The sequence below is a fragment of the Enterobacter cloacae complex sp. ECNIH7 genome, from assembly GCF_002208095.1.
GTDB lineage: Bacteria > Pseudomonadota > Gammaproteobacteria > Enterobacterales > Enterobacteriaceae > Enterobacter > Enterobacter cloacae_M.
This window is the reverse complement of the sequence record NZ_CP017990.1, coordinates 4,081,636-4,106,428: the sequence shown is the minus strand read 5'-3', so window position 1 is coordinate 4,106,428 and position 24,793 is coordinate 4,081,636. Positions and strand designations below refer to the sequence as shown.

The window sequence follows — 24,793 nt, the reverse complement described above, 5'->3', positions numbered from 1 at the left end:
CGAGGATCTGTTTTGTTTGCAGGAAGCCTGACGAGAAAACCCCTTACCGCTATTTTTTGCCTGACGCTGACGCTATTACTGGCGGGCTGTTCAGGGAGCAAATCTTCGGATACGGGAAGCTATTCCGGTTCGGTCTACACCGTCAAACGCGGGGACACCCTGTACCGGATTTCGCGCGCAACGGGCACCAGCGTGAAGGATCTGGCGCGGCTGAATAACCTCTCGCCGCCCTACACCATCGATGTGGGGCAGCAGCTGAAGGTTAGCGGCGGATCGTCCGCGGGTAAAAAGTCCTCTTCGAAAGGCAAAACCGCCAAAGTGACGCCGTCCTATCAGGTGCCGCAATCGTCATGGCCGCCGGTCGGTCAGCGCTGCTGGATTTGGCCTGCCAGCGGTAAAGTGGTCGCCCCTTACTCACTCTCTGAAGGTGGCAACAAGGGTATTGATATCGCCGCTGCGCGCGGTACGCCGGTTTATGCCTCCGGAGCCGGGAAGGTGGTTTACGTGGGTAACCAGCTGCGCGGCTACGGTAACCTGATCATGATTAAGCATGGGGAAGACTACATCACGGCCTATGCGCACAACGACACGATGCTGGTCAACAACGGGCAGAACGTCAAAGCCGGGCAGAAGATTGCCACCATGGGCAGCACCGGTACGGATTCGGTGAAGCTGCATTTCCAGATTCGCTATAAGGCGACGGCCATCGACCCGCAGCGTTATCTGCCTGCGCCCGGCAGCAAACCGAAGTGCTAAGTGATTATTTAATCGCCGGTTAGTTGTTAAGAGGCTTGTATGAAGGTGCGTAAGGTCTATAATGCCATACGCACCTCAAAGCGGGCGTAGTTCAATGGTAGAACGAGAGCTTCCCAAGCTCTATACGAGGGTTCGATTCCCTTCGCCCGCTCCAGATCTCTCCCCTTGTGGAGAAGCCTTAAAAGCCTTCTCTATCAGCAACTTAAATAGTTACCTATTTTAGTCGCCTATTGGTTCTACCATTGTGATCCGCCCTTGGTAACTGTCACGCTAAGTTACATGGTGAGATGACAGTATAACTCAGCGTTGGCGGCAGTTGCATCCTCACACCGCGATAGAAAACGTGAAGAAAAAGCCCATCCAGGCATCGTTATGTCATCGACAGATTGAACACACGCGCCCTATGAGCCACGTAAGCAGGTTTATGGTGATAACGTACCTACAAACGACATGTAGGCTCTATCAGCGCTTCAGCCACGCTCCCGCAAAGGTACACGGTTATCCTGATAAGGTGTGATCCCTCTGACAGTCTGATGAAGTCGCTACGCTTGTTGCTGTATCACCAACGGGGCTTTATGGCTTCTATTGTCCAAAATCAGAGAGTTGCACAAGTTATGCTCGATAGTTAATCTAAGATAAATCTTAGATTGCAAGAGGTTTTTTGATGTCTTCAAAAGCAAATCGAACATACAAGTATGGCGACCAACCGATAAGAATCACTACTGTCCAAGTGATTGAGGAACAGTTCGGAGGGGCGGCAACGGCGAAGCAAGTGGATGCTTATCTGAAAGAGCGATTTCCACATTATAAAGACGACACCCACTTGAATCTCATTGTCAACTCAGTCAACTGCAATCGTAGCTACTGGAGTTTCAACAAAACAGCCAGGCGAACTGATGATGTAACCCATCGGCATCATGAGTATGACCGATTGTTCAAGCGAGGGAAGATCTTTGAAATCTATCAACCCTCTATTCATGGTATTTGGGAGTTGTATCAGGATCAGCAAGGTAAATGGTGTTACCGTAAGGTGAAATCTGAGTTTGAAAAGGCTGTTGATGATGCGTCAGAACTGCCCCCGTCAGAACGCAAAGAGATTTTAGACGCTGAGAATAAAACTCCTGAGCTAATCGAGGTTACAACACGAGTTTATAAGCGAAGCCCCTATGTGGTAGCCGAAGTTCTTTCAAGGGCTAATGGCAAGTGTCAAAGCTGTAAGAGTGACGCTCCTTTTCTCAAAGTAGACGGCACACCATTTCTTGAGGTTCATCACATTGAGTGGCTTTCGAATGGTGGGGAGGATTCCGTTGAAAATGCGATTGCATTGTGCCCGAACTGTCACAGACAGGCGCATTATGGCGTTTTGGAGTTAGTACCAGTTAACAAATAAACTGAACATGCTTGTGATAGTATGAATAGGGTAAGTATCTTGGGGATTCTATGAGACCTTATTTAATATCTTGCTAAGCAGGGAATGTAAATATCGACATTTTTATATTATGGGAAACTTATGAAAAGTATCTGTAAGTTATGTCTCGAAGAGAAAGAACTACTGGAATCTCATAGCATACCAAGAAGCTATTTCAAACGATTGAAGAAGAATGATTCGCAGTTGATTATATTTCAAAAAGGTAGTAAACCAAAACGAGAAAATGTTGATCCTAAAGAGCCACTTCTATGCTTCGAATGTGAGCAGTTTATCAGCCATGAGTACGAATCGTATGGAACAAGATTGTTGAGAAATCATCATAATATACGTAAAAACTCTGACCATATTATCATCAACTCTTTCGATTATAAGCGATTTTATCTTTTCTTACTAAGTATACTATGGAGAGCCTCTATCTCTAAAAGTGTGCATTATTCAACTGTTAATGGAGTTCCTGAGTTGGATGACTTGATGAGGCATTGCATTAAAAATAAACAGGTGAGAATAAATAAACTTAGTCATTTGAAGGTGGATAACTTCATCCGTATTTGTGTATTTAGATTGATCGATACAACGAATAATATTCCTGATCACGTTATTAAATCTATTCTTAGTAACTTTGCTTTTATAAAAAGTGATGAGGCTGACAGTGTACTATGGTATTTCGTTGTGGAGGGATTTGCTATATTCTATGTTTTCTCTGCTTCTAAAGATTATCATGATGTCATTAGAATGAGATTAAAATCACAGTTAACTTCTGGTAGTCATCAGAAGATCTTTAAGATTGATATTTTTAAAGACGCTCTCTTCTCCGAGATTTTTATTGATTTACTTACTGCCGCGAATGAACAGAAATGATGATTTAATAATCAAAGTGTTCTGAATACTCTACAGACGTCTTAATACATTTGCATTGTTCAAACGGACTGATCGTCATAGATTGTATTGCTGTAAATACACGCCTTAGTATTGTCAGTCTCCTGTTAGTCTATCAAGATTAGCGTGATAAGTTCTACGTGAGTTTGTTGGGTCATGAGCGCCAGTGTTATCAGTAATACCCTGTTTTTATGTGTGACTTCTTATAAATCCATTTTATTGATCATATGTCTATAAGTCCGGTGTGTAGCGTTATGAGCTACATAACATAAACAGGTGCAGAGTGGCAATCACTGCGATCATCCGTACCCATGTACTTGTAATATGCAGGTACTACAAGTACCTCGCTTATGCTCAGCTTGTTACTTGTATCATTAACGGGGCTTTGTGGATGGTATTGTCTAAACTAAAGTACATCCAATAAGGCGGAGGAAGATGATGAGCATCACGTATAAAATCACATACGAACACAGAGACGGGAAAGAAACCAGAGCGGAGACGGTGTTACTTCGCTCTGACCACGAGCCAACACAAGATGAAGTCCAGGACGCAGTCAGAAGGGATTCCGCCAGATTTCACTCTGGCAGAGGGGGGACGGAGATTGCTGGATTCTCTATTATTTCAGTTGTATCTGAACCTTAATCCATAATGGCTTACCCCTCATTAGCCTGATTTGGAATGTTAAGAGAAAAAACAAAACACTCAAGTTGCTCTGAGGTTAAATATGTTTAATAACAAACTGTTGACGGTGGATCATGTGTATTAAAGGATTATCACTTTTTTTCTGTGCCATTTGCGTCGGTTGTAGCGGGGGTTCTCAGCGGCAAGAGCACTTAGATGTGCCTACTTATTCGGAGAGTTATGATCAGAGCTTAGGATGGCTTGTAACCGCTCGTTACAGAGACGTAAGTAACGCGGATATTGTAATGTCACTGATTGGGGACTTTTGCAAAAGCAAGGGGAAGGAAGCAACTCTATATAAGACGAATGCTGGTACTTCATCCTCCATTCAAGATATTTGGGCTTGTCAGACTCCCCCATTGTTAAATGATACAGATGTACTAAGCGGGATTTATTGCCATTTCATTGCTAACGCGCCCCGCTACTCGGTAGATTTCACGAACTCCCAAAAGGAAATTGCAGAAAAAATATTTGTTAAAACTTTCATTAAAAAGGGGATTGAATATCCAGTTGGTGGCTTTTACGAAAAGTACCTGAATAACTTTTCTGTGTGGGCAGTAGCCAAACACAAAGAGAGCGCTACTACTGATGAGGTACGTGAGTGGTTTGACACACATTGCCAGTAGGCAAAACGCTGATGCTGTTGCACCACCCATTGTCATACCATCAATGGGCAATAAGGCTTTATTGTCCAAAATCTGTTAGTTGCGCATTTTCTGCACCCTGAATACTCTGCGATTAATCCTAATAACTCAAGGGTGAGCATGGCTATCGGGAACAGACAGATTCAAGATGAATCACCTGAGGAAGAGTTAGAGCGCTTGCTGGAAGAACTTGCACTGACGCATGAGCAACGAGAGTTTATTGAGTCCATGCTACAAGAGGACGGGGATAGTACCAATGGGGAGTAACGCTTGCACCATCACTGTATTTGATGAATGGCTAATGTTCGTGTATAGACTATTTCGACTTATGATTTTACGATTTAGATAAATCATACAAGGAGGACGGTTTATGAGCGCACAGGCAGAAGAAGGAACATTACGCCGGATGACTTTAGGCGAGATAGCAATGGCTCGTAGGGTGTTCGGTGATTCGATAGTGTATAGCCGTGTCTGGATTCATTGCGACAGCTATTTACCATTCGGACTACAAAAACAGAACTACGCGATGACTCCAAACGGGGAGTTATGGTACAGAAAGTCGATGTACAGGGAAGATTTTTCCGCAAACTCGGTTTTCATCGAAGATAAATATGTTTTCATCCATGAGCTGGGGCATGTCTGGCAACACCAACACGGGCAATGGGTGAGAATGCGGGGAGCTTTTAGCTGGGCTGCTGAATATACCTACAGGCTGGATAAAGAAAAGCTCACTGATTATTCTCTTGAACAGCAAGCCTCTATTTTAGCTGATTACTGGTTACTGCTGGTTTATGGGATCAGTAAGTGGTCTTACTATCAGAGACCAGGGCGCATGGGGATGTACAGGGGCGTAGATTTGTTGCAGGATGTCCCTTCGCTTTACCAGAAAATCGTAACAGGGAAGGGGCGTTAAACATGAAAAACAAAATGTTGCTGGGTGTTGTATTCCTCTTAACGGGATGCCCTGGGCCAGGTGATCGAATGGTAGATCGTGAATCTACAACGGCATTGATCAAAGATAATCAAGTTTGTGTGTTGTCACCACTGGAGCCGCAGGAACGGATCACTGCTATTCAAATCAAAAGCGATAATAGCGACTCTCTTCACAAGATTTTCGATGACAAGCCTGTTTATGTGCCGAAGGGGGAGTGTCTTCCTGTATTTGGATTTAAGTTTACGTCTGGGGAGCGGTATAGCTTCGCGTATGACGTCCAATCTGATAAGTCAGAATCACATTTAGTCACCGCTGAACTTTCATACCCTAAAGAATAGGGGGCAAACTGCCCCTTTATATTCATTTCAACGCACGTACGTGATCAAGTAAGCGTTTAATGCGCGTATATATCTCTTAATGCATATAGTCTATCACGCTTGCTGAAGCCGCTTAACAACCTGATCGAAGGCTCCCGCTTGTAACTGGGAGATTCCTCAAATATCAGTAAGATGGGTCAGTAGGTCTTTAGTCGGTAGAAGGTGGCTTTGCTGATAGCCAGCCTATCTTGAACCATTGCTGGAGAGCAACCTTGATCTAATAGCTCTCTCACCTGTTCAGCGGTTGCTTTAATCGGTCTGCCACAATGTTTGCCTTCCGATTGAGCACGCTTGATACCTGCCGTTCTGCGCTCTGCTATCAGGTCTTTCTCCAGGCTGGCAAGTCCTGCCATCATGGTAAGCATTGCTTTACCCACTGGTGTTGACAGGTCGAACCCTTCTCGCAAGCTGACAACCTTCACGCCCTTCGCTTGCAACATTTCAACTGTCGACAGTACATCAATGGTATTACGTCCCAAGCGGTCTATGGCAATCACAATCAGCGTATCGCCTTCTCGCACATAGCTGAGTAGTTCACCAAACCCTGGACGATCTGATGCCTTTACTGCACCACTCACGGCTTTATCACTGAACCAGCGATTAACACTATATCCAGCTTCGGTTATCTGCTGCTTCTGGTTTTCAACGTTCTGGTCGCTGGTGGAAACTCGCACATATCCGATCACAGTTGTCATGATGTTCTCTAAGTCTCAAAAGATAGTATCAAAATAATAGCTGTCCCAAAATAAAAGATCAACCTTTTGAGACAAGGCGAAGCCGCATTTTGCCGTTGTGTCGGTGTAGTCTTATAAGGAGATTGTTTTGAGACTGGATAATAGAGGTTTAGGACTCGGGACTGAGAGCAAATGTAAGTGGAAATGATAATCGCGAAGCTGGTGATAGGCTCAAATGCTCGTTGCGGTTTGATTGTTGGGGTCGAGCAAATATATAGGGCGTGATTACTCACGCCTTTGTTTACATCTCAGAGCACAGGCTGAGCGTGTAGACAGCAGTCTGTCCATCATTGTTTGTGGGGCGCATAACGAAAATAGGCTCACTCCCATTGTCGATGTATGTGACGGCAATCCCTCCGTCTGGCGTGGCGTACATCTTCGCAATACTTTTCTCACCCAAGAAACCGAGTCGCCAGGTTTTACCACCCATGTTCACCTTCATACTTTTGTCCTGCACATCAAGGCGAGTTTCGACTGAAGATTTTTGGCTACCAGAATCGATCTGCCCTTCCTGGATCGCCTTACAGGTGAATGTGGTTGCACTTGAGGCGAAGGGGAGAACGATCAGTGACGTGAGAATCAATCTTTTCATGGTCTTCCTTTTCTTGTTTGATTTGGTGACAAGGCGCTGTTAGCGCATTACCTTATCTTACCACTTTCATTAATTAAATCGATCTTATAGATCAGTAAAATCGATCGATGTGGGTGATACAATGCTATTGTACAAATACTGAGCACTGTGACATTCGGCGATAACAGTCAACTGGAGTGAGGCTTATGAAGAAATCAATATTGGTGATATCGGGACTACTGATTTCACAGTTGGTGATGGCAGGACAAATCACAATGACAGATCCGCAGCAGGAAAAAACGGAGAATGGTAAGACGCTTTGCACCTATGAGAACAGCCAGTATGTTTTCACCTACGTCACTAAAGGGCAGTGCCCGTATGCAAAGACTTTCAATACCAGTAGTTCAGAGTAAAAGTGGGTATAAAAATCGCTGGTTATTTTAACATCGCAAGAAAGAACGGTTGCTTAGTATTAGCACTTAATGATTCGTCATTGATTTAGCTGTAAGCCGCATAGAATAAGGCTTTGTTGAAAGTTGATGGAAGGATAAAAGTTTCGTAAAGGCGTTAGAAAATGAATAATAAGGGAGGAATTATGATAGGTTACATCTATCAAATGTGGTTGTTTATCGGTTATTTACATCCTGTTAGTCATGAGGAGTTTTCCGGCTTTCTGGAGTGTTGTTTCATGCGGAGCACTGCGACCATGAAAGGTATGCTGCATGAGTAGCATGTAATGCGGAGCATGGAAGATATCGATTACAGGAAAGTAACCTTTGTACCTGATGTTATTACTCAGAAGCTATTTTCCTGTAAAGAAAATCTGCTATGCTCGCAGTACTCACATAACGAACATTAATACCTAAAAAACCATTAACTACTATTTAAATAGTAAATATTGATTATTTCCTGTGTTATGTACTCGTACACCTCGTCCATGAATCCATTGTGCAAGTTACTCTTGTGAAAATGAGTTTATGCACCATTACACACTTTCAGTGTTTCATTGTAAGCCTCCATTTTTACCGAAGATGCAAATAACTCTAAAGTACCTTTAGACTTTTCTGCATCCTCTGTATCAGGTTACTTGTGCAAATGGCGTAGCCATAAGAGCGGCTTACTTGCATATTAAGCCGGAAATTTCATTGTTAATAATATAGATAAGATGGTATCCGAGTCAGTGAAGCTACCGGACATCCATGATGTATGTGGGAGAGCAACGTGACCATACGATCCTTGATAGTATCTTGTTGAAAGTTAATAAATAACTTGACAAAACGTTCGTTTCATGGTAAGGTGGTATTAAGTGAGGGATATCTTCACTTCTCTAACAAATGCCCACTCTAATGACTTTATCTTCATGCCTCCTCCGGGTAAACGGTGTGGGGGTTTTGTCATGTCTGGAACACAATACTCATTCCCGATGAGTTGCTAAGCAGGAGGAACATTGCTTTGAAATATTTTAGTAGTGACCAGGTTTTTAATGAACTGGTCAATGGCGAAGTCACTCGTGAAGTGATATATGCATCTATGAACGTAGCCAGAAAACGCAAATACGCGGAACGTGAAAAACTGTTTGCTGATGCACTCGCTCGATTTGATGAATACCGAAAGGAAAAAACAAAATGAATATCCGATTCACTGATGACATCCACAAGGCGCTGATTGAACGTGCCAACCGTGAAGACAAATCAGCCGCCGCGCTGGTGAGTGAGTTAATAACAGCAGTCCTAAACCGAGAGGAACCGAATGACCGAAAAGAAACCAGTAGTAAACTTCGTTAATGCGATTTGCGGCTCAGGAAAGAGCCACCGTTTGAAAGAACACATTTACGACTTCAATCGAGAAGCTGTCCCAGAAAAGTTCTTAATCGTAGTACCAACCCACGCTTTAGCCGAGCAGTTCAAGCAAGAACTAAATCGTTTGAGAATCCCAAATCATCACATTTGCGTTGAAGGTGCGACTCTCAACCTGAAAAGTACTCTGGCGAACAGCTTCCAAACGAATGTGGTGATAACCACCCACGAATGTTTCACCAACTACTGCCACCTCGCTACGTTCAATCCTGAGATGCGCTCTCTACTGGCAGAACACAACGTGATGATTGACGAGATCCCTGATGGTTGGTTTGGGGCTGAAGCGAAGATCCGACATGCGGACAGAACGGCAGAAAACTTCCCATTCCTGGCATGGCTGGAAGAGCGAAACGGGTTGCTCTATTTGCGTGATGAGCACTACGACAAGCTGTACCAGTATTACCATGAGAAGCACGCTAACAGCGACAGCCTGAAGAAAGTGCTTTACGTGGCGCTCGACGGTGGTGGTGTGATGCATACCGAGTGTGATTCTTCATACAGCTTCTTTGCATACACTTATAACCCGATACTGAAGGCCGCAACGTGGGCGAAGAGCTTCACTGTGCTTGGCGCTGGTGTAGATCGCAGTGGGTTTGTATGGATGGCTGAGAACGTTGCTCAAATCGCAGTACAGGAAGCCGGGGAACACCTTCAGCCAGAACCCGAGAGACGCAAGCATAAGAACGTGCCTATCAAGATTGTGGTTGTCCTCTCAGAAGATGTCAAAAGAGCGGGGCAGTCAGAGCTGGCTAATGTTTTTAACAGTCATCTGAAAGAGATAAATCAGATTGTTGGGAAGGATTTTATCTTCGCAACTAACAACGATAAACCCATCTGTGACTTCCAAACTATTGGACTCGCTGAGCTCGGTGATCGCATGGGAGGTGAAGCTGTTTCGATGTCCAGCTACGGAATGAACAGCTACCAGGATGTTCACAGTGCTGTGTTCCTCGGATGTGCAAATCTGGGCGATAAAGATCGTAAGAGATGGGCTGACTATTGCAAACGTATCGGTTGGGATTTTGAAACGGTGATGAAGAAGAAGCGCCAGGCAATGTATCTTGAACGGTGCTACCAGTTTCTTAGCCGAACATCCATTCGCAACACTGATACCGATCACCCTCTCGTCTTTGTCGTTCCCGACATGGCGGCAGCGGAATACCTCAAAACCCATTACTTCCCTGGCTCAACCATCGAATGCCTTGGGATCAAGAAAGCTGGCAAGCAGGAAGAAACACGCTTGAAGGTGCTGGAATACAAGGCGCAAGGGCTAACTCAGAAAAAGGCTGCTGAAGTGATGGCGGTGTCTGTGAGGACAGTCGCAACCTACTGGAACCAGGGCGCTTACGTATGATTATCGCGCTTTACTGGTATCTGCTGTTCCTGTTTATCTGGGATGCAATCCGCACCTTTGAAAAACGTAGAAAAACAGAACGCAAAACTGAATCTCGGGATGTTTGATGTGGTGATTGATACAGCAAAGGGGCTAATGCCCCTTTTCTCGTTTTTTTAGTTTGTAGATTGAGCTAACACCGTTGCTGCACGCTGTTTAGTTTTTTCGCTTGAGCGCGGATTATCGCGTGCCTTAGCTGCAACTGTCTCCATTCTTTTTCGCTGGTATGGCGGAAAGTATCATGTTGTGTAAGCGGTGAAGGTGTAGTTTTGATGAGTTTTAAAGTTTGTCCGGCAGCAGAAGCGAATTTACTGGGCATTTACCATCGCCACATACCTATCTAACTCTTCCATACTTCCAGACGGCATGCTTACCACTGTTTTTTGGCTGCTTTCTATACAGCTGATGATGTCTTCGCGTGGGCCGCTGCGCCAGTCAGTGCTTGCATAAAAAGCATCAAGGACAACAACCATGTTCTCATGGCTATCAAAAGCGCGTATCAAATAGTAGCAATCCGGGTTATGCATGGAGTGTCCGAACGAAATAACCTCGATCCCGTGGCGCTGGTGTAGGGGAATGCTGATTTCCCGCATGATATTGTGAAAAGTGACTCCGGTGCCTTTGCGTAATGTGTATTGCAATATTTCGATGATTCGTTCCATTAATGCGATCCCCAAATGAGCGCCATCCCTTCGCTTTCAGGACGGACGGTTTTAAAACCGAATTTTTCATATAGCTCTGGAACATCTGCGATCAAGGTAATGTATGCTCCAACTGGTGCTTGTTGCCCGAGCCAGGACATTAATGCCTCCATGACTTTCCGGCCCAGCCCTTTACCTTGATGTTCTGGATCGACTGCAACATCTACGATTTCGAAGTTGAGCGCTCCATCTCCGACAATCCGCCCCATGTCGACAATAAGATCAGAATATTCAATATATACGCCATGACAGCTTCTTGGGAGGGCTTGTTTTGCGGCCTCAAGAGGGCGGGGGGTTAAACCGGATATGATGCGCAAGCGGCAAAAGTCCTCTGCGGGTGGCACTGCATCAACCAGAGTGTATCGTGATTCCATATTCAGCCTCAGTGCCATGAATGATCTTTTGTTTAGCATTAACAATCGCATCTATGCAATCTTCACGGTCTATTATAAAGACCGCCTCGTCACTGCCGAAAATATTTGAGGGCTGTGACTGAGTGGGGGGACGGTCATCAACTGGGGGATGACGGTAGATATTACTTTTTTTGCTATATGTTGTATGATGTTTTTTAATGTTGTGTAGATGTTTTGTTTTTTCTTTGACGCCGCTTCGCTTATTACCTACTATTAAAAAGGTTAAGTAGTTCTATCCTTCATTTAAGATGAGGTGTTTTCATGCCTAAACAAAAGGTAGTTCGTGATGCGGGTACTGGTCAGTTTGTAAAGCCGGAAGAGGCTAAGAAACGTCCAGGGACAACTGTTACGGAAACTGTAAAAATCCCCCCTAAAAAAGGGAAAAAGTAAAAACATCTCAAAGCGCTCATTAGTAGCGCTTTTTCTATTTCTGGAGATCTTTTGATGGAAAACCATAACTTTGAAAGGCTAAAAGAACATATTTTGTCGTTATCTGTTTCAAAAAACTTCGAAGTTGCCAAAACAGAGTGGAGTCTACATTCGATAGAAGTTTCTGAAGAAATGGATTTCTGTCCCTGTGGTCAAGATATCAAAGAGCATTGCTATATTGAAAATAAAAAAAATGGCAATACCACGTATGTCGGTAACGTTTGTATAAATAGGTTTTTGAATATTTCAACTGGAACTTTGTTTGAAGGGTTGAAAAGGATTAAGAAAAATATTCATGCCAATCCAAACTTGGCATTGATTGAGTATGCAAATGATAAAGGGTATTTATACGATAAAGAGTATGATTTCCTTGTTGATACGATGAAGAAAAGAAATCTTAGTGAAAAACAAAGGTTGTGGAAAGAGAAAATAAATAATCGTATCCTTAAAGAAGTCGTTGTTAAGAATCGTACAGCAAGATGAGTATTATTTTTTAGTAACTCCGATTTGATAACGCTGAAAACCAACACATTATATACAGAGTTTAAGAAATAAGGGGCTTGCGCCCCCTTTTCTTAGATTAATGTTTTCACATCAAAATCTATGTTTGTATCGGTATCGGCTTCGTAGTTAACCTCTTCAAATCCGAAACCAAACAACTTCAGGAACTCTTCTTTATAAGCAATGTAGTCTGTTAGCTGCTCCAGATTTTCATTGGTGATCGTCGGCCACAGATCTCGACATGCTTGCTGAACGTCTTCCCGAAGTTCCAGATCGTCCATGCGGATTCGCTGCTCGTCATCAAGTTTGGCACTACCCCCATATAGGCTGGTAGTCATCAGACGATTAATTTGCTCGATGCAGCCTTCGTGGATCCCACGATCTTTCATGAGCTTGAACACGATAGAAATATAAAGCGGCATGACTGGAATAGCTGAAGACGCTTGGGTGACAACAGACTTTAACACCGCGACGTTTGCAGCACCGTTGAGAGGAGCCAGCTTGTTGCGTAACGCGTTTGCCGCCCGATCCAGGTCTTCCTTCGCCTTACCGAGCGCACCGTGCCAGTAAATAGGCCAGGTCAAATCCGTGCCGATGTAGGAGTAAGCAACGGTCTTCACACCATCAGCCAGAACGCCAGCGTTATTAAGCGCATCAATCCACAGTTCCCAGTCCTCGCCACCCATCACGGTAACAGTGTTACGCACTTCTTCTTCGGTTGCCGGTTCGATACTGGCAGTAATGATCTGATCTTTGTTGGTATCAATGGCTTTAGAGGTATAAACCTCACCGATTGGCTTCAGCGCAGAGCGAACAATTTCGCCTGTTTTTGGCATCTTTCTTACCGGAGATGCAAGCGAATAAACCACTAAATCAATCTGACCCAGATCTTCTTTGATGAGGCTGATAACTTCGTCGCGGCACTCATCGGAGAACGCGTCGCCGTTGATGCTTTTCGAGTAAAGACCTTCACGTTTCGCTGCTTCATCAAAAGCCGCAGAATTATACCAGCCCGCAGAGCCAGGCTTGGTATCCGTACCCGGTTTTTCAAAGAAGATACCGATAGTGGAAGCACCACCGCCAAATGCTGCAGAAATTCTGGATGCAAGCCCATAACCAGTTGAGGCACCGATCACCAGCACACGTGCAGGACCATCAGTGAGTTTTCCGTTTTTGCGGACGTACTCGATTTGTTTGTTTACGTTGACCTGGCAACCAACCGGATGTGTAGTTGTGCAGATGAAACCACGAATCTTGGGTTTAATTATCATGTTGATTTTAATCCATTTTGCAAAACTTCTTTAACATACAATAATGATAACTTTTTTATGAAAAGTTGTAATGAATAATACACATTCATTAACTAACTCTGGGAAGGATAATGGTCTTGTTGAAACGTTACTATAATTAGATTTCAGGGTAGTCCACCAATTCGACATACCCTGCTAACTCTTCCATGCTCGCCCCCTGTGAATAGGTACGGAATGCTTCGGTTTTCGCTTTCTGTTCAGTGTGTCCGGTGATACTGCCTATTCTTGTTTCCTGCACCCCGGCACGGTCTAAGCATGTGATGAACATCCCGCGCAAGCTGTGGAAGCATTGACGATCTGTAGCGGTAGGCAAAACCTTGTCACGCAACCTGGTGAAGTTTTGAGAGTAGTACGGCCCTTTCTTACCATCCTTCCTGTTAATCTTGTTAGCTTGTGGGAACAGGTATTCGCCGTAACTGTGGTTCAGGTATTCATCGACAATCGCAGATAGCCGGGAATGAATAGGGACGTACCGTACCCCCGCCTTAGTCTTTGATTTCGAAATGTAGAAACAGCGTACACATTCCACCGTTTTGATCTCTGACTTCTTTAGGCTTGCCAGTTCATCAAGGCGGCATCCTGAAAACAGCCCCATGATTATGATGTTCCTGATCTCCGGCTCTGCTGCATCAAGTAACTTTTGCATCTGGTCAGGTTCAAACGGCTGATAACTCTCTATCGTGCGGCGTGCTTCGAGGTTATGACCGTGAAAAGGGTTGCGGTCTGGTATGCCATCGTAGCGGCGCTTTGCAAACTCGTAGAGGCTCCCTAAACACGTTAGCCAGTTTTGACGAGATTGATCGGCGGCTCCTTTCTCCTTTTGTGTATCGAGGAACTCAGTCACCAGGCGGCGGCCTATCCTTTCTAAGGCAATGTCCGGTTGTTTGGCACTTTCAAGGAATAGTTCAACGGCTCGCGCTGATTTGCTTAACGTTGAATAAGAGCGGCGGTTTTTATAGCTTTCGGCGTATTCGTCCCGTAATAGGCACAGAGTGGGAATCGAACAGGATCGCGTTACAGGTTGAGGGCGGCTCTTGTTCTTCTTCTCTTCGGTATGCAAGGCGGCTATTGACTGCTGCAACCACTGATCGGGGTTGCTCGGATTGTACTTCCGCTTAAGCTCTTCCCATTCTAATAAGAGGTAGTTTCTGAACCGTCGAGCCTCATTGAGATCGCGGGTTGAGGTGGTTTTGCGCCACATCCGGCACGGATATAAAAATCTGAGGTACTTCGGGACGAAGATCTGAAACATCCAGATTCCGTCTTTTCGTTTGTATAGGTAAGCCTGGCCCTTGATTGACACGATAATGATCCTCTATTATCACGTAATCAGTTACCTATGCTGATCGCAATATCGTTATCTGTTAGTAGGTTACAGAAGTGGAATGGATTTTTGTTCGATTCCCTTCGCCCGCTCCAATCTCCTGATAAATCAATAAGTTATGATTTATCAGTTAGTTACGTTGCCCCGCTTTAGCAGGTACAACTTAAACTACCCATTGTTCTACGCCCGCACCTGTCGCGTGATTGGTCTGTGGTACAAGGGAGCATATCATCACGCTGGCGGTGGTTCAGGTTCTTACCGCGACAGCAAAACAACGAACAAAAAGCCGCATATCTGGCATAACTCCCGAACAGGTTGATCATACGCATTTAAGCCCGATGTGTGGCCCTATGAGCCACGTAAACAGGTGAAACGTACCTGCAAACGATATGCAGGTCCTTCCAGCGCTTCGCTCACGCTCCGAAAGGTACGCGAGCACCCTGATAAGGTGTGATCCCTCTGACAATCTGATTTGGTCACTGGTGACTTTCGCAAAGCGAAACCAACCAGGTTGGCCTGATGCAGTCGCTATGCTCCGCTTGTTGCTTGTACCACTAACGGGGCTTTATGGCTTCTATTGTCTGAAATCTGATACATTGCACAAACATCATGTGGATTACTGTAAAGTTCATCTCTATGATTATGTATGCCATTGCCAGTTAAGAAATGCGGAGAGGACAATATGGATGTTACTGATGAGGCTTTGTTGAGTTCTGGCTTTACACCATCGGATTTGAAGAAGATAAAGAACAACGTTGAAAGCTATGGTGGAACGTTGGGGAATGCAATCAGGGACCTGGCCAGGCGATTTATTCTTGCCGTGTGGGTTGTATCCGGTTGCCTTGCTGTATTCATTTTTCTTGTGATGTTCGCATCTGAGCAGAGTGTTTTCTCTGGTGCTATTGGCCTTTCTTGTGGCGCAGCGGTTGCAATTTTTATACAACCGCCTGTACTTGCTTATAAATCCTGGCGATTCTGTAGAGCGAACAAATCTTAATTAGTACTGTTATCAGTAGCCAGAAGATCAAAAATGACTTTCGCTTTGACACCATATCCAGCGATTTTCATCGTTAGCTTAGGCTTGCTCATTGTGTCAACTTTTCGGTAGTAATCACGCGGCAGCCAACGGAATAATCGCCAAGCTCCGGGTTTCCTTGCTAAGCCGAAGATACTATAGACACTCGCCCCTAGAGTCACCGTATTATAAAGAGCTAATCCACTTTTTGGGCTAAACCCCATAAATTGTGCGGTCTCCATTGCGCCATCAGCAAAAATTCCTTCCGATTTGGATTGTTCACCATAGCGAAGATGGCTTGCTTCTTTTGTTATACCGTTAATACCATCAACAAATAAAACTGCTCCTGCAAGAACTCCAACAGGGGTCATAGTGGACATCATAACCATCCCACCAAATAATGCTGCTCCAGATACCACTATATGGATTGCCGAAATCACGTATCCGACGATTTTATTGTTTTCCCTGACAAACTCGACCTTTGCATAAAGTTGGGCGGCTCTGGTTCTTAACAAGCGTTCTTGTTCTTGCAGATTATCTGTTTCGGCACGCAGATTTTTGATGCATGCAATGCATTCTTCATCGTTTTTGGTCCGTCGTGCAGTTTCAAATTCTTTCTCTACGACCTGCCTTATCTCTTCGACAAACTTGATACGTGTTATCCCATCTTGCAAATAGAATGCTGATAGCCGATTTGCAGTTTCGACGAGTTTCCGGGCTTCCAGATTTACCATGGTATCTGACCATGTTCTGTTCCAGCCCCTGTTGAGCAGCGCAATATCCATTAAAGACTCCATCCCAAAATGTGTCTGGTCATTTTACGTGCAATAAGGTCGAAGACAACAGGAAGTACTTTCACAACCCGCCCCCGTGGGTGTCCCGTTGCTTTATCCTTCCAGTTTACATTCTCCTGTTCAAAATATCCCCGGCTCTGTTGGTGATCTGCTAGACCGTCAGCCCAGGCCCTCGGTGAAAAGCACTTTTCTGCGCCAAATATCGCTACGTGATGCCTTCAGCGACACGCCTCACTGCAACAAGCAGTGCAGTTACACAATGCTGCTTTGGGCTGACGCAAATGAGCAAAGCATCCAATTGTTAAGAAGAGATAGTGCTGAGAGGGAGCAGACGAAAAGAAACCGCCTTGGGGAGGCGGTTTCTTCTCCCGGCTGTTAGGATCAGCACGGGCAAGCCATAAAGACTCGTAAGTTGACAACCTCATTGTGTACGAAGAATCACCAATTATCAATAAAACTATGCGTGGAAGCAGATTAATCTGCGCTATCTATTGTTAAGGATATTATTTTTTTATACTCTTGATCCGTCATCTTTTTGTCTGAGCAGACGTATTGATGAGAAACGTTTTGACCATTGGTCTTGGTAAATTGATAGATACGTTATGTAGCTAATGAGCTTATAAACTATCTGATCATGTGGTTGGATCAAGTAATGACTTTTTCCACACACGATTACCGGCGGCGGGAGCCGCCAACCGATCTCTAAATACACGGTCAATGGTCGGGGATTAGGAACCCCTGGTTGAGCTTGCCGGAGATCCCGATAAACTCTGCTATGAAGACTCGTAAGTTGACACTACTTGTCGTTGGCATTGCGGGAAACTCAAATTAAGTAGCGCCACATAGCTCCCACCAGGAGCGAAGAAATGAAAGATTCCATCTTAACGGTGGTGTTGCTCATTGTTCTGCAGTCGTTCGTTGCCTCAGAAGGCCCAGGGATTAACATCTCCGGTAATACCTTCCAGGTCAACGTTATTACTCAGACCAAGTAACCCCAAAAACGGTCTAAGACAGTTTTTAGCCGCTCCTTCGGGGCGGCTTTTTTTATGCCAAACATTTGGTCATAAACGACAATAGACTGCATTATGCAGTCTATTGGAAGTGACTATTCTAACTTGTAACTTTGATTCGACTTAGACTCATTTTTATAGCTCGCGACGAACCAGGCCAGCAAGAAACCCGCTTCTAGATACAAATTCATGATGTGTTTTAACGTTCTCTTTGAGGAACGCCAAGCACTCCTACAGTTTACGAATAACCTCGTCACGGTCATGTGAAGTTGATTAAAATGAGCACTAGACCAGAGGAACAACACAGCCCTCTTTCAGTTCGTTGTAAAGCAGCGCATTAAGGGGCGTGCCGGCTCGCGTGCATCGGTCAGCAAAGTCATTAACATCCTGAATTGACCAAGGCGTACCTGAGCGGAAAAGCCTCTGTTCAGATTCTTTTGTCGTTCCTGGTTTGCCATGAAAAAGTGCGTTACGATCCTGAACGATAGCAATAAACTCCTGTGCAAAAGGCTCTACTTTTAGGCGAAATGATTGATCTGAAATTCGGCCGAATAAAGCCTCAAGATCTCTAGCAATGAACCCCGCAGTCTTTTTCTTAGGTTCTATTGTTGATATATAACCTTTTTGAAGCCTTTCGCAGCACCAAACAGCATCCCATTCCAGACGAGCAAAAGCGACTGCTGCCAAACCGAGGGCGTGGAAGTAATCAGCATCCTGCGGAATCAAAAGCCTTTCGTTAGCCATAGGTTTCATCCCATTTCTGAATAATTGAAATTTTACTCATTTTACTAATAAAGCACTTGCAATGCCTTATTTTGTGATCTGGCAAGAAGGTCCAACGTGCTCTAATCTTTTGATTTATTGACGTTTGCGAGAGATATGAATTCGCTTTTTTAGTCAGCGATAATGAAAACCAGTTGCTTTCATTGGTTGCAGAACAGTACGAGATGCTAATGAAACCAAGAAGAGCATTAGATACTGGTCGATTATCGTTTTCTTACATTTTTTAATCACTCACACCGTCGATGCTTGCAGTTAGTCATGCAGTTATTACAACTAAGCCGTTCTCAATGGCACATGCAGCCTGCATTTGCCATTGATTTAACCGTTGCATCAACTAGTAATGCAGCTGTTGTAAAGAACAATAAGCTCTAGCTATGATCGGCTTTTTCATTAGGTTTGACCTTTCTCGCTGCTGCTTTCTCCGCAGCTACCTCCTGTATCCGCTTTAACTTCTCTTGCTTTCGATGCCGAGCGATATACCAATCTTCAATTAACATCTCAATCATTTCGATAAGTGAATCGCCACGGATAATCTAGACACTTCCGAGCCGTTGATAATACTGGTTTTCATATTCTGTCGGTGACATCTGTTCGCTAGAACCATGCCGACGCTTACTGTTATAAAACATTTCGATGTAATCAAAAATATCACTGCGGGCTTCTTCCCGCGTTCCGTAGATCTTTTTCTTTATCCGTTCACGTTTCAACAACTGGAAAAAACTTTCTGCAACCGCATTATCATGGCAGTTACCGCGACGGCTCATGCTACCCTCCAGGCCGTGTGATTTCAGGAACGACTGCCACTCATGGCTTGTGTACTGACTGCCCTGATCCGAATGAACCAGCACCTGTTTTTCGGGATTACGCCGCCATACAGCCATCAGCAGTGCGTTCAGGACAATGTCCTTTGTCATCCGGGATTGCATGGACCAGCCGATAATTTTGCGTGAGAACAGATCAACAACAACGGCAAGATACAGCCAGCCTTCGTGGGTCCTGATGTAGGTTATGTCCGTTACCCAACGCTCATCAGGAGCATCCGGATTGAACTGTCGCTGGAGCCTGTTGGGTGACACGATACTGGCCTCGCCTTTACGTGCCCGCGGGCTTCGGTATCCGACCTGAGCCTTTATTCCGACACGTTTCATCAGTCTCCAGACTCTGTTTACTCCGCACTGTTGCCCGCTGTCACGCAGATCCAGATGGATTTTGCGATAACCATAGACGCATCCCGATTCCAGCCAGAACTGTTTAATCTGTCCTGTCAGTCTCAGGTCTGCCTGATGGCGTTGTGAATGCGGCTGCTGAAGCCAGGCGTAAAAACCACTGGGATGAACATCCAGCACCCGACAGAGCAGGCGAACAGGCCAGCAACAGGAGTTGTCACGGATAAAGGCGTACCTCAGTCGGACAGCTTTGCGAAGTACGCCGCGGCTTTTTTTAATATGTCCCGTTCGTCGGTAACCCGTTTCAGCTCTTTCTGGAGACGGCGGATCTCGGCCTGAGCATCTGACTGTTCTTTATTAGTGGAAGAATCCGGACCGTACTTCTTTATCCAGGCATAAAGGCTGTGGGTGGTGATATCGAGACGTGTTGCAACGCTGGCAACAGAATAACCGCGATCAACAACCTGTTTGACTGCTTCAGTTTTAAACTCTTCAGGATAACGCTTACCGCTCATGGGCACCTCTCTTTAAGTCATCTTAAATGACTCTGAGGTGTCTGTTAAACGCGTGGCGATTCAAAGCAAATCTGCTTCATCAGAACTCACATCAACGATGACGTCTATGTTTTTCTCCATATGAGCGCCGATGTTACCCACTTTCCTGACACTGTCTATTGCATCCCAGACGACTGGGTCAACCTTATCTTGGATAGCTAAGATCTCTTTATTGAGGGTATCTGCCTCTATTCTCCAGAAGTCACGTATTATGCCCTGTAAACAACGTCTTGAAAGAGTTGCAGAAGCTTTTGGTGAAAGATCCTTTATAGCACAAGCTTCTTTGTAATCCTCCAACACTGATGGTGGAATATAATCCGGATAGGACTTTGCCCGTTCCTTATTAGTTGATGGAATTACAGACCATGTCATTTTTGTGCCTGTTGCAGGTAAAAATTGTCCAGCGAAAGAAGCTAATCTTTCCCTGCTCATCCAAATAGTAGCTTTTGAACACTCGGGATTAGGGCACGTTAAACCCATAATGGTATACTCGAAATGATGTTCACCTGATTTCAACTGAAATGAATGTTTTGCAATGTCTTTATCATTGACAATTGCAGCCGTATCACAGTGTGGACATATCCAAGACATTGGAACTCTCCATAGTTAACTTGTGCATCTATGAAACATCTTTTCCCTAAATTTATCAATGAAATCGATTGAAACTGCTCATCTGATGGATAGTATTTGATACCCGACACCGTGCCGGATCTTAGTAGAGCGAGCAAATCAAACACTTCAGGATCGGCATATCAAGGAGATACGATTCGAGGGGGGCAGCAGTATCGAAGCAGCCCATGCTTGGCTGGATATACGGGCCGGAGGTCACGATTAGCTCAGAAACGAGCCTAAGTATGACGATATCCGTTAAAGCGGCCCCGAAAAGAAAGGATTTGCCCCTGCAGCAAATCAAGAGGTCGGTGAACCCAGCGGTTCTTGTTAGAAAACACGCAGAGCTATACCTTCAGCATAACGATTCAGTTACTTTATAAATGCTTCGTTCTTTCACTGCGTAATTTAAAACCACATCAGATTTGACCCATTTCAGTTATGTAGTTTTTATTTTACGATTATACATTATTAAAATGTACCTTTGAAAAATAGACTCTCTGCGGTACGCTTTTCGGAATCATTCACCTCGATTTTTCATGCAGCGCGCCGGAGGACTTCCGCCCCGGACGGGCCCTGAATGTCCTGATACCCGATGATGATCCTGCGCTTAACCTGTCGCTGGCTGTCATTCTGCCCAATGAGAATTTCATGCCGATGCTGCCCGGAGGTAAAGGCCCGGTTAATCCTGCCCGGGCCTACCTGCTTTCCCTCAACTCCGCCCATAGTTGGCAGACCAGGGCCTCGTTCCTTAGGATTCTCGCCGACATGCTCGGGGCCGCTTCCCTGGAGTCCAACCGCAGTGGTAGCCTGTGGCGCCATTACGTAATGGCCGTCACGGAACTCCTGCGCGATACCGGCCGTACCACTGCCACCATCTGCGGCAGCCCATGGCATTTCGCAATCTCTGTAAACCAGGCAAGTGCAGACGTTGTTGACAACGGAAAAGTAACATTTGAGAGGTAGATTGCATGCTCTCACTCTGTCAAAGCAAAAAAGGCCGCATCCCGCAGCCTTTTCCTCACACACTCACCCTTTCGGGAACACCCACACATGCTTCTCAGGCAGCGAAAGATGGCAGTGCTGCGGATCCCGAACCTCATGCCCATACGCACGAATGACAAAATCATCCCCCACCGTGCGGAACAGGTACTCCCAGCGGTCGCCGAGGTACATGCTGGTGAGCAGCGGCAGCTCAAGCTGATTTTCCCCTGGTCCCTCGACTACCGCCACGCGCTCGACGCGGATCACCGCCGTGGCTTCATCACCGCTCTGCACCCCTTCACCGGCCTGGCCCCACAGCACCCAGCCTTTGCCTTCGATACGCGCTTTGCCTTCGCGCACTTCGGTAACCTTGCCGTGCAGGCGGTTATTGCTACCCATAAACTCGGCGGTAAACAGCGTTTTCGGCGAGCCGTACATCTCCTGCGGCGTGCCCTGTTGCTCAATTTTGCCGTTGTTGAGCAGCAGGATGCGGTCGGAAATCGACATCGCTTCGTTCTGGTCGTGCGTCACCATCAGCGCCGATAGCCCTAGCTTGATAATCAGCTCGCGCAGGAACACGCGGGCCTCTTCGCGCAGCTTGGCGTCGAGGTTAGAGAGCGGTTCGTCCAGCAAAATCACCGGCGGGTTGTAGACCAGCGCCCGGCCAATCGCCACGCGCTGCTGCTGACCGCCGGAGAGCTGGTGCGGGTGACGTTTGCCAAGATGGCCCAGACCCAACTGGTCCAGCACGTCCTGCACGCGCTGCTGGATCTCTTTGGCCGGGACTTTGCGCAGCTTGAGCGGATAGGCCACGTTCTCAAACACGGTCTTGTGCGGCCACAGGGCATAGGACTGGAATACCAGCCCCAGGTTACGCTCTTCCGCCGGGACCTCGCTGCGCGGCGTGCCGTCGTAAACTTTATTATTGCCAATGACAATCGACCCCTGCGTCGGTTTTTCCAGACCCGCGACGGCGCGCAGCAGGGTGGTTTTACCGCTGCCGGAGGGGCCTAACAGAGAGACCACTTCGCCGCGCTTCAGGTTCATGGAGACACCTTTTAAAACAGGATTGTCGCCGTAGGTTAAGTGCAGATCGTCAACCGCTAATTCAATCATGTATTTTCACTCCGAAACGAAGGGCAATGCCCAGACCTACCACGACAAGCAGGATGTTAATGAAAGAGAGCGCCGCCACGATATCGATGGCACCCGCGGCCCAGAGGGAAACCAGCATCGAGCCGATGGTCTCCGTGCCGGGTGAAAGCAGGTACACACCCGTTGAGTATTCGCGCTCAAAGATCAGGAACATCAGCAGCCACGAACCGATAAGACCGTAGCGGGAGAGCGGAATGGTGACGTGGCGGGTGATCTGCCCGCGCGTCGCCCCGGTGCTGCGCGCGGCTTCTTCAAGCTCCGGCCCCACCTGCAGCAGCGTGGAAGAGATCAGCCTCAGCCCGTAAGCCATCCACACCACGGTATAGGCCAGCCAGACGCTGAAAATGGTGCTGCGCAGCGAACGCAGCCAGACGATGACGTTTTCACGCATCCAGTCGGTCCAGGCAAACCCGGAAAGCCAGCCTGATTTCAGCGAGTTATCGAGCCACATCGGCAGGAACAGGAACACCCACAGGAACGCCAGACCCGCCAGCAGGCCAGGCACGGCGCGCGGCACCAGCACGCTGTAGTCCAGGAAACGCGTGGTGTTGTCCGGCTTGCGGTGCATGGCAATGCCAACAAACAGGTAGCACACCACGGCCAGCGCGCCGCCAATCACGCCAATCGCCATGGAGTTGACGATGGCGCGCAGCAGGTTGGGCTGTGCCCAGATGGTGCGGAAGGTGTTCAGTGAAAGCTCGTCCCACAGCGAAACGCCCACGCCCCAGTTGGAGATAAACGCGCGCAATACCACGCCGAGCAGCGGAACGCCGATGGTGACGGTGAGCCAGAAGGCAATCACTCCGCCAGCCACCCAGCGCCATTTACCCAGCGGCAGCGCGCGGGCCTGCGAAGCCTTACCCTTCATGGTGACGAAGCGGTTGGCGGTGCGCATCAGGCGACGCTGGAGCATCACCAGCGGGATGGTGATGCAGATCAGCACCACGGCAACCGCCGCCATCAGGTTATAGGATGGGGTGCCCATCTTGTTCGTCAGCTTATAGAGATAGGTCGCCAGCACCATGTTGCCTTCCGGGTCGCCGAGGACCAGCATCAGGCCGAACACTTCCAGCCCGAGGAAGAACAGCAGCACGGTGGCGTACAGAATGGACGGGCGCACCATCGGCAGGCTGACGGAGGTCATCACCTGCCAGGGCGACGCGCCCGCGGTGCGCGCGGCTTCTTCCACATCGGAGCCCACGCTGCGCAGCGCTGACGAGATATACAGATAGGCGTGCGGGACGTGCGTCAGGCCGGCGATGACCACAATGCTCGACATGTCGTAGATATTCCACGGCACAAAGCCAATCAGCGCCTGAGCCCACTGGGAGAGAAAGCCCACCGGACCGGCGGCCACCACGTAGCCGAAGCCCAGCACCATCGGTGAAACGAAAATCGGGACCAGGATAAGCGGCTCAATCAGCCGGCGGCCGGGCAGGTCGGTACGCACCATCAGAAACGCCAGCACGCCGCCCAGCGGAATGGAGATAAAGACCAGCCCGAAAGCAAGAATAAAGCCGCTTTTCAGTGCTTTATAAAAATCAGGGTCGGTGAAAATAAACTCAAATGATTCAAAGCTCCACTCTTTTGACGGCGAAAAGAACGGGGCGGACAGGAAGCTCTGTATCACGATAAACGACAGCGGGGTGTAGATAACCAGGGCGGTTATCAGCACGACGATGCCTCGCGGCAGGCTTTGCCACTTTCTGCGTAATGTATTCATGGGGTATCCCTGGTGTTGCAGCCCAGAAAAACGAACTCAGTCGATAAGGGAGCGCGGCGGCCTGCGCCGCG

General features: G+C 46.7%; 28 protein-coding genes and 1 tRNA gene. 16 read left to right on the top strand and 13 right to left on the bottom strand.

From position 1 onward, the window contains the following. Positions 1 to 12: 12 nt before the first annotated feature. From actS to WM95_RS20235, 8 genes are all read left to right on the top strand, one after another. Positions 13 to 756: an amidase activator ActS gene (gene actS / locus WM95_RS20270; protein WP_063408210.1), complete on the top strand. Its 744-nt coding sequence runs from the start codon at positions 13 to 15 to the stop codon at positions 754 to 756. A gap of 80 nt (positions 757 to 836) precedes the next feature. Next, positions 837 to 910: transfer RNA gene (locus tag WM95_RS20265), tRNA-Gly, on the top strand. A 510-nt stretch (positions 911 to 1,420) separates the two neighbouring features. Then, positions 1,421 to 2,146, top strand: coding sequence for an HNH endonuclease (locus WM95_RS20260; RefSeq protein ID WP_023337724.1), 726 nt, complete (start codon positions 1,421 to 1,423; stop codon positions 2,144 to 2,146). Between the two features lie 120 nt (positions 2,147 to 2,266). Next, entirely contained in the window at positions 2,267 to 3,043 is a 777-nt protein-coding gene (locus WM95_RS20255) for a hypothetical protein (RefSeq protein ID WP_023294871.1), read from the top strand. A gap of 944 nt (positions 3,044 to 3,987) precedes the next feature. Beyond that, a complete protein-coding gene (locus WM95_RS20245; RefSeq protein ID WP_032635618.1) occupies positions 3,988 to 4,368 on the top strand; it encodes a hypothetical protein in 381 nt (126 codons plus the stop codon). A gap of 138 nt (positions 4,369 to 4,506) precedes the next feature. Continuing rightward, positions 4,507 to 4,653: a hypothetical protein gene (locus tag WM95_RS27450; protein ID WP_023294874.1), complete on the top strand. Its 147-nt coding sequence runs from the start codon at positions 4,507 to 4,509 to the stop codon at positions 4,651 to 4,653. A gap of 103 nt (positions 4,654 to 4,756) precedes the next feature. Continuing rightward, the gene (locus tag WM95_RS20240) at positions 4,757 to 5,299 is read left to right on the top strand and encodes a hypothetical protein (protein ID WP_023294875.1); all 543 of its coding nucleotides are present in this window, start codon (positions 4,757 to 4,759) and stop codon (positions 5,297 to 5,299) included. A gap of 2 nt (positions 5,300 to 5,301) precedes the next feature. Next, on the top strand, positions 5,302 to 5,658 hold the full coding sequence (locus WM95_RS20235) for a putative T6SS immunity periplasmic lipoprotein (protein ID WP_032635620.1): 357 nt from the start codon (positions 5,302 to 5,304) through the stop codon (positions 5,656 to 5,658). A gap of 176 nt (positions 5,659 to 5,834) precedes the next feature. Here the strand turns inward: WM95_RS20235 and WM95_RS20230 are convergent, their stop codons facing one another. Beyond that, complete coding sequence (locus tag WM95_RS20230; RefSeq protein ID WP_023294876.1) at positions 5,835 to 6,392, bottom strand: recombinase family protein; 558 nt, start codon at positions 6,390 to 6,392, stop codon at positions 5,835 to 5,837. Positions 6,393 to 6,672: 280 nt separating this feature from the next. After that, positions 6,673 to 7,023: a hypothetical protein gene (locus WM95_RS20225; RefSeq protein ID WP_023294877.1), complete on the bottom strand. Its 351-nt coding sequence runs from the start codon at positions 7,021 to 7,023 to the stop codon at positions 6,673 to 6,675. Positions 7,024 to 7,208: 185 nt separating this feature from the next. On the opposite strand from WM95_RS20225, the gene WM95_RS20220 reads away from it, so the two are divergent. The 4 genes from WM95_RS20220 to WM95_RS27655 all read left to right on the top strand — a co-directional run bounded on the left by WM95_RS20220 (position 7,209) and on the right by WM95_RS27655 (position 10,212). Then, complete coding sequence (locus tag WM95_RS20220) at positions 7,209 to 7,415, top strand: hypothetical protein (protein ID WP_023294878.1); 207 nt, start codon at positions 7,209 to 7,211, stop codon at positions 7,413 to 7,415. Between the two features lie 1,039 nt (positions 7,416 to 8,454). Next, positions 8,455 to 8,631: a hypothetical protein gene (locus WM95_RS27445; protein ID WP_032635622.1), complete on the top strand. Its 177-nt coding sequence runs from the start codon at positions 8,455 to 8,457 to the stop codon at positions 8,629 to 8,631. After that, positions 8,628 to 8,786 (top strand): hypothetical protein, encoded by a 159-nt coding sequence (locus WM95_RS27440; RefSeq protein WP_023294880.1) that lies wholly within the window; start codon positions 8,628 to 8,630, stop codon positions 8,784 to 8,786. Before WM95_RS27445 ends, WM95_RS27440 begins: the two co-directional genes overlap by 4 nt. Then, a complete protein-coding gene (locus WM95_RS27655; protein ID WP_023294881.1) occupies positions 8,752 to 10,212 on the top strand; it encodes a DEAD/DEAH box helicase family protein in 1,461 nt (486 codons plus the stop codon). The genes WM95_RS27440 and WM95_RS27655 overlap by 35 nt, the downstream gene beginning before the upstream one ends. 347 nt (positions 10,213 to 10,559) lie before the next feature. Here the strand turns inward: WM95_RS27655 and WM95_RS20210 are convergent, their stop codons facing one another. Beyond that, positions 10,560 to 10,913 (bottom strand): NIPSNAP family protein, encoded by a 354-nt coding sequence (locus WM95_RS20210; RefSeq protein ID WP_023294883.1) that lies wholly within the window; start codon positions 10,911 to 10,913, stop codon positions 10,560 to 10,562. Continuing rightward, positions 10,913 to 11,326, bottom strand: a complete 414-nt coding sequence (locus WM95_RS20205) for a GNAT family N-acetyltransferase (RefSeq protein WP_023294884.1) — start codon at positions 11,324 to 11,326, stop codon at positions 10,913 to 10,915. The genes WM95_RS20210 and WM95_RS20205 overlap by 1 nt, the downstream gene beginning before the upstream one ends. 300 nt (positions 11,327 to 11,626) lie before the next feature. Between WM95_RS20205 and WM95_RS27735 the strand changes: the two genes are divergently transcribed. Beyond that, entirely contained in the window at positions 11,627 to 11,755 is a 129-nt protein-coding gene (locus tag WM95_RS27735; RefSeq protein WP_023294885.1) for a hypothetical protein, read from the top strand. A 54-nt stretch (positions 11,756 to 11,809) separates the two neighbouring features. Next, positions 11,810 to 12,277 carry a hypothetical protein gene (locus tag WM95_RS20200; RefSeq protein ID WP_023294886.1) on the top strand — a complete coding sequence of 156 codons (468 nt, stop codon included), beginning with the start codon at positions 11,810 to 11,812 and terminating at the stop codon, positions 12,275 to 12,277. A 92-nt stretch (positions 12,278 to 12,369) separates the two neighbouring features. Here the strand turns inward: WM95_RS20200 and fabV are convergent, their stop codons facing one another. Together fabV and WM95_RS20190 are read right to left on the bottom strand one after the other, a co-directional pair. Next, positions 12,370 to 13,566 (bottom strand): enoyl-ACP reductase FabV, encoded by a 1,197-nt coding sequence (gene fabV, locus WM95_RS20195; RefSeq protein ID WP_023294887.1) that lies wholly within the window; start codon positions 13,564 to 13,566, stop codon positions 12,370 to 12,372. Positions 13,567 to 13,702: 136 nt separating this feature from the next. Continuing rightward, entirely contained in the window at positions 13,703 to 14,908 is a 1,206-nt protein-coding gene (locus tag WM95_RS20190; RefSeq protein WP_023294888.1) for a tyrosine-type recombinase/integrase, read from the bottom strand. A 703-nt stretch (positions 14,909 to 15,611) separates the two neighbouring features. Between WM95_RS20190 and WM95_RS20180 the strand changes: the two genes are divergently transcribed. After that, positions 15,612 to 15,926, top strand: coding sequence for a hypothetical protein (locus WM95_RS20180; RefSeq protein ID WP_015673660.1), 315 nt, complete (start codon positions 15,612 to 15,614; stop codon positions 15,924 to 15,926). Here the strand turns inward: WM95_RS20180 and WM95_RS20175 are convergent. Next, entirely contained in the window at positions 15,923 to 16,729 is an 807-nt protein-coding gene (locus tag WM95_RS20175; RefSeq protein ID WP_063408209.1) for a DUF4225 domain-containing protein, read from the bottom strand. The two genes, WM95_RS20180 and WM95_RS20175, sit on opposite strands and share 4 nt — an antisense overlap. Before the next feature lie 875 nt (positions 16,730 to 17,604). On the opposite strand from WM95_RS20175, the gene WM95_RS27730 reads away from it, so the two are divergent. Continuing rightward, the gene (locus tag WM95_RS27730; protein WP_255320002.1) at positions 17,605 to 17,730 is read left to right on the top strand and encodes a hypothetical protein; all 126 of its coding nucleotides are present in this window, start codon (positions 17,605 to 17,607) and stop codon (positions 17,728 to 17,730) included. 303 nt (positions 17,731 to 18,033) lie between these two features. Here the strand turns inward: WM95_RS27730 and WM95_RS20170 are convergent, their stop codons facing one another. The 6 genes from WM95_RS20170 to WM95_RS20145 all read right to left on the bottom strand — a co-directional run bounded on the left by WM95_RS20170 (position 18,034) and on the right by WM95_RS20145 (position 24,722). Continuing rightward, a complete protein-coding gene (locus tag WM95_RS20170) occupies positions 18,034 to 18,492 on the bottom strand; it encodes a hypothetical protein (protein WP_063408208.1) in 459 nt (152 codons plus the stop codon). Positions 18,493 to 19,064: 572 nt separating this feature from the next. Then, a protein-coding gene (locus tag WM95_RS20165) for an IS3 family transposase (RefSeq protein WP_085949497.1) occupies positions 19,065 to 20,212 on the bottom strand; the annotation gives its coding sequence in 2 pieces (ribosomal slippage) (positions 19,065 to 19,975 and positions 19,975 to 20,212; 1,149 coding nt in all). 60 nt (positions 20,213 to 20,272) lie between these two features. Continuing rightward, complete coding sequence (locus tag WM95_RS20160) at positions 20,273 to 20,842, bottom strand: DUF4145 domain-containing protein (RefSeq protein WP_088544969.1); 570 nt, start codon at positions 20,840 to 20,842, stop codon at positions 20,273 to 20,275. A 555-nt stretch (positions 20,843 to 21,397) separates the two neighbouring features. Beyond that, a complete protein-coding gene (locus tag WM95_RS27915) occupies positions 21,398 to 21,757 on the bottom strand; it encodes a hypothetical protein (protein ID WP_063408206.1) in 360 nt (119 codons plus the stop codon). A 132-nt stretch (positions 21,758 to 21,889) separates the two neighbouring features. Then, positions 21,890 to 22,960 (bottom strand): ABC transporter ATP-binding protein, encoded by a 1,071-nt coding sequence (locus WM95_RS20150; RefSeq protein ID WP_023309074.1) that lies wholly within the window; start codon positions 22,958 to 22,960, stop codon positions 21,890 to 21,892. Further along, positions 22,953 to 24,722: an ABC transporter permease gene (locus WM95_RS20145; RefSeq protein WP_023309073.1), complete on the bottom strand. Its 1,770-nt coding sequence runs from the start codon at positions 24,720 to 24,722 to the stop codon at positions 22,953 to 22,955. Before WM95_RS20145 ends, WM95_RS20150 begins: the two co-directional genes overlap by 8 nt. Between the last annotated feature and the right edge of the window lie 71 nt (positions 24,723 to 24,793).

Coding starts and splice junctions, on each gene's coding strand:
- WM95_RS20240 (WP_023294875.1), top strand. CDS start 4,757: ATGAGCGCACAGGCAGAAGAAGGAACATTACGCCGGATGACTTTAGGC.
- WM95_RS27915 (WP_063408206.1), bottom strand. CDS start 21,757: ATGCCATGGGCTGCCGCAGATGGTGGCAGTGGTACGGCCGGTATCGCG.
- WM95_RS20200 (WP_023294886.1), top strand. CDS start 11,810: ATGGAAAACCATAACTTTGAAAGGCTAAAAGAACATATTTTGTCGTTA.
- WM95_RS27450 (WP_023294874.1), top strand. CDS start 4,507: ATGGCTATCGGGAACAGACAGATTCAAGATGAATCACCTGAGGAAGAG.
- WM95_RS20210 (WP_023294883.1), bottom strand. CDS start 10,913: ATGGAACGAATCATCGAAATATTGCAATACACATTACGCAAAGGCACC.
- WM95_RS20180 (WP_015673660.1), top strand. CDS start 15,612: ATGGATGTTACTGATGAGGCTTTGTTGAGTTCTGGCTTTACACCATCG.
- WM95_RS20230 (WP_023294876.1), bottom strand. CDS start 6,392: ATGACAACTGTGATCGGATATGTGCGAGTTTCCACCAGCGACCAGAAC.
- WM95_RS20170 (WP_063408208.1), bottom strand. CDS start 18,492: ATGGCTAACGAAAGGCTTTTGATTCCGCAGGATGCTGATTACTTCCAC.
- WM95_RS20255 (WP_023294871.1), top strand. CDS start 2,267: ATGAAAAGTATCTGTAAGTTATGTCTCGAAGAGAAAGAACTACTGGAA.
- WM95_RS20245 (WP_032635618.1), top strand. CDS start 3,988: ATGTCACTGATTGGGGACTTTTGCAAAAGCAAGGGGAAGGAAGCAACT.
- WM95_RS20235 (WP_032635620.1), top strand. CDS start 5,302: ATGAAAAACAAAATGTTGCTGGGTGTTGTATTCCTCTTAACGGGATGC.
- WM95_RS20160 (WP_088544969.1), bottom strand. CDS start 20,842: ATGTCTTGGATATGTCCACACTGTGATACGGCTGCAATTGTCAATGAT.
- WM95_RS20225 (WP_023294877.1), bottom strand. CDS start 7,023: ATGAAAAGATTGATTCTCACGTCACTGATCGTTCTCCCCTTCGCCTCA.
- WM95_RS20150 (WP_023309074.1), bottom strand. CDS start 22,960: ATGATTGAATTAGCGGTTGACGATCTGCACTTAACCTACGGCGACAAT.
- WM95_RS27440 (WP_023294880.1), top strand. CDS start 8,628: ATGAATATCCGATTCACTGATGACATCCACAAGGCGCTGATTGAACGT.
- WM95_RS27730 (WP_255320002.1), top strand. CDS start 17,605: ATGAAAGATTCCATCTTAACGGTGGTGTTGCTCATTGTTCTGCAGTCG.
- WM95_RS20220 (WP_023294878.1), top strand. CDS start 7,209: ATGAAGAAATCAATATTGGTGATATCGGGACTACTGATTTCACAGTTG.
- WM95_RS27735 (WP_023294885.1), top strand. CDS start 11,627: ATGCCTAAACAAAAGGTAGTTCGTGATGCGGGTACTGGTCAGTTTGTA.
- WM95_RS20175 (WP_063408209.1), bottom strand. CDS start 16,729: ATGGATATTGCGCTGCTCAACAGGGGCTGGAACAGAACATGGTCAGAT.
- WM95_RS20145 (WP_023309073.1), bottom strand. CDS start 24,722: ATGAATACATTACGCAGAAAGTGGCAAAGCCTGCCGCGAGGCATCGTC.
- fabV (WP_023294887.1), bottom strand. CDS start 13,566: ATGATAATTAAACCCAAGATTCGTGGTTTCATCTGCACAACTACACAT.
- WM95_RS20205 (WP_023294884.1), bottom strand. CDS start 11,326: ATGGAATCACGATACACTCTGGTTGATGCAGTGCCACCCGCAGAGGAC.
- WM95_RS20260 (WP_023337724.1), top strand. CDS start 1,421: ATGTCTTCAAAAGCAAATCGAACATACAAGTATGGCGACCAACCGATA.
- WM95_RS27655 (WP_023294881.1), top strand. CDS start 8,752: ATGACCGAAAAGAAACCAGTAGTAAACTTCGTTAATGCGATTTGCGGC.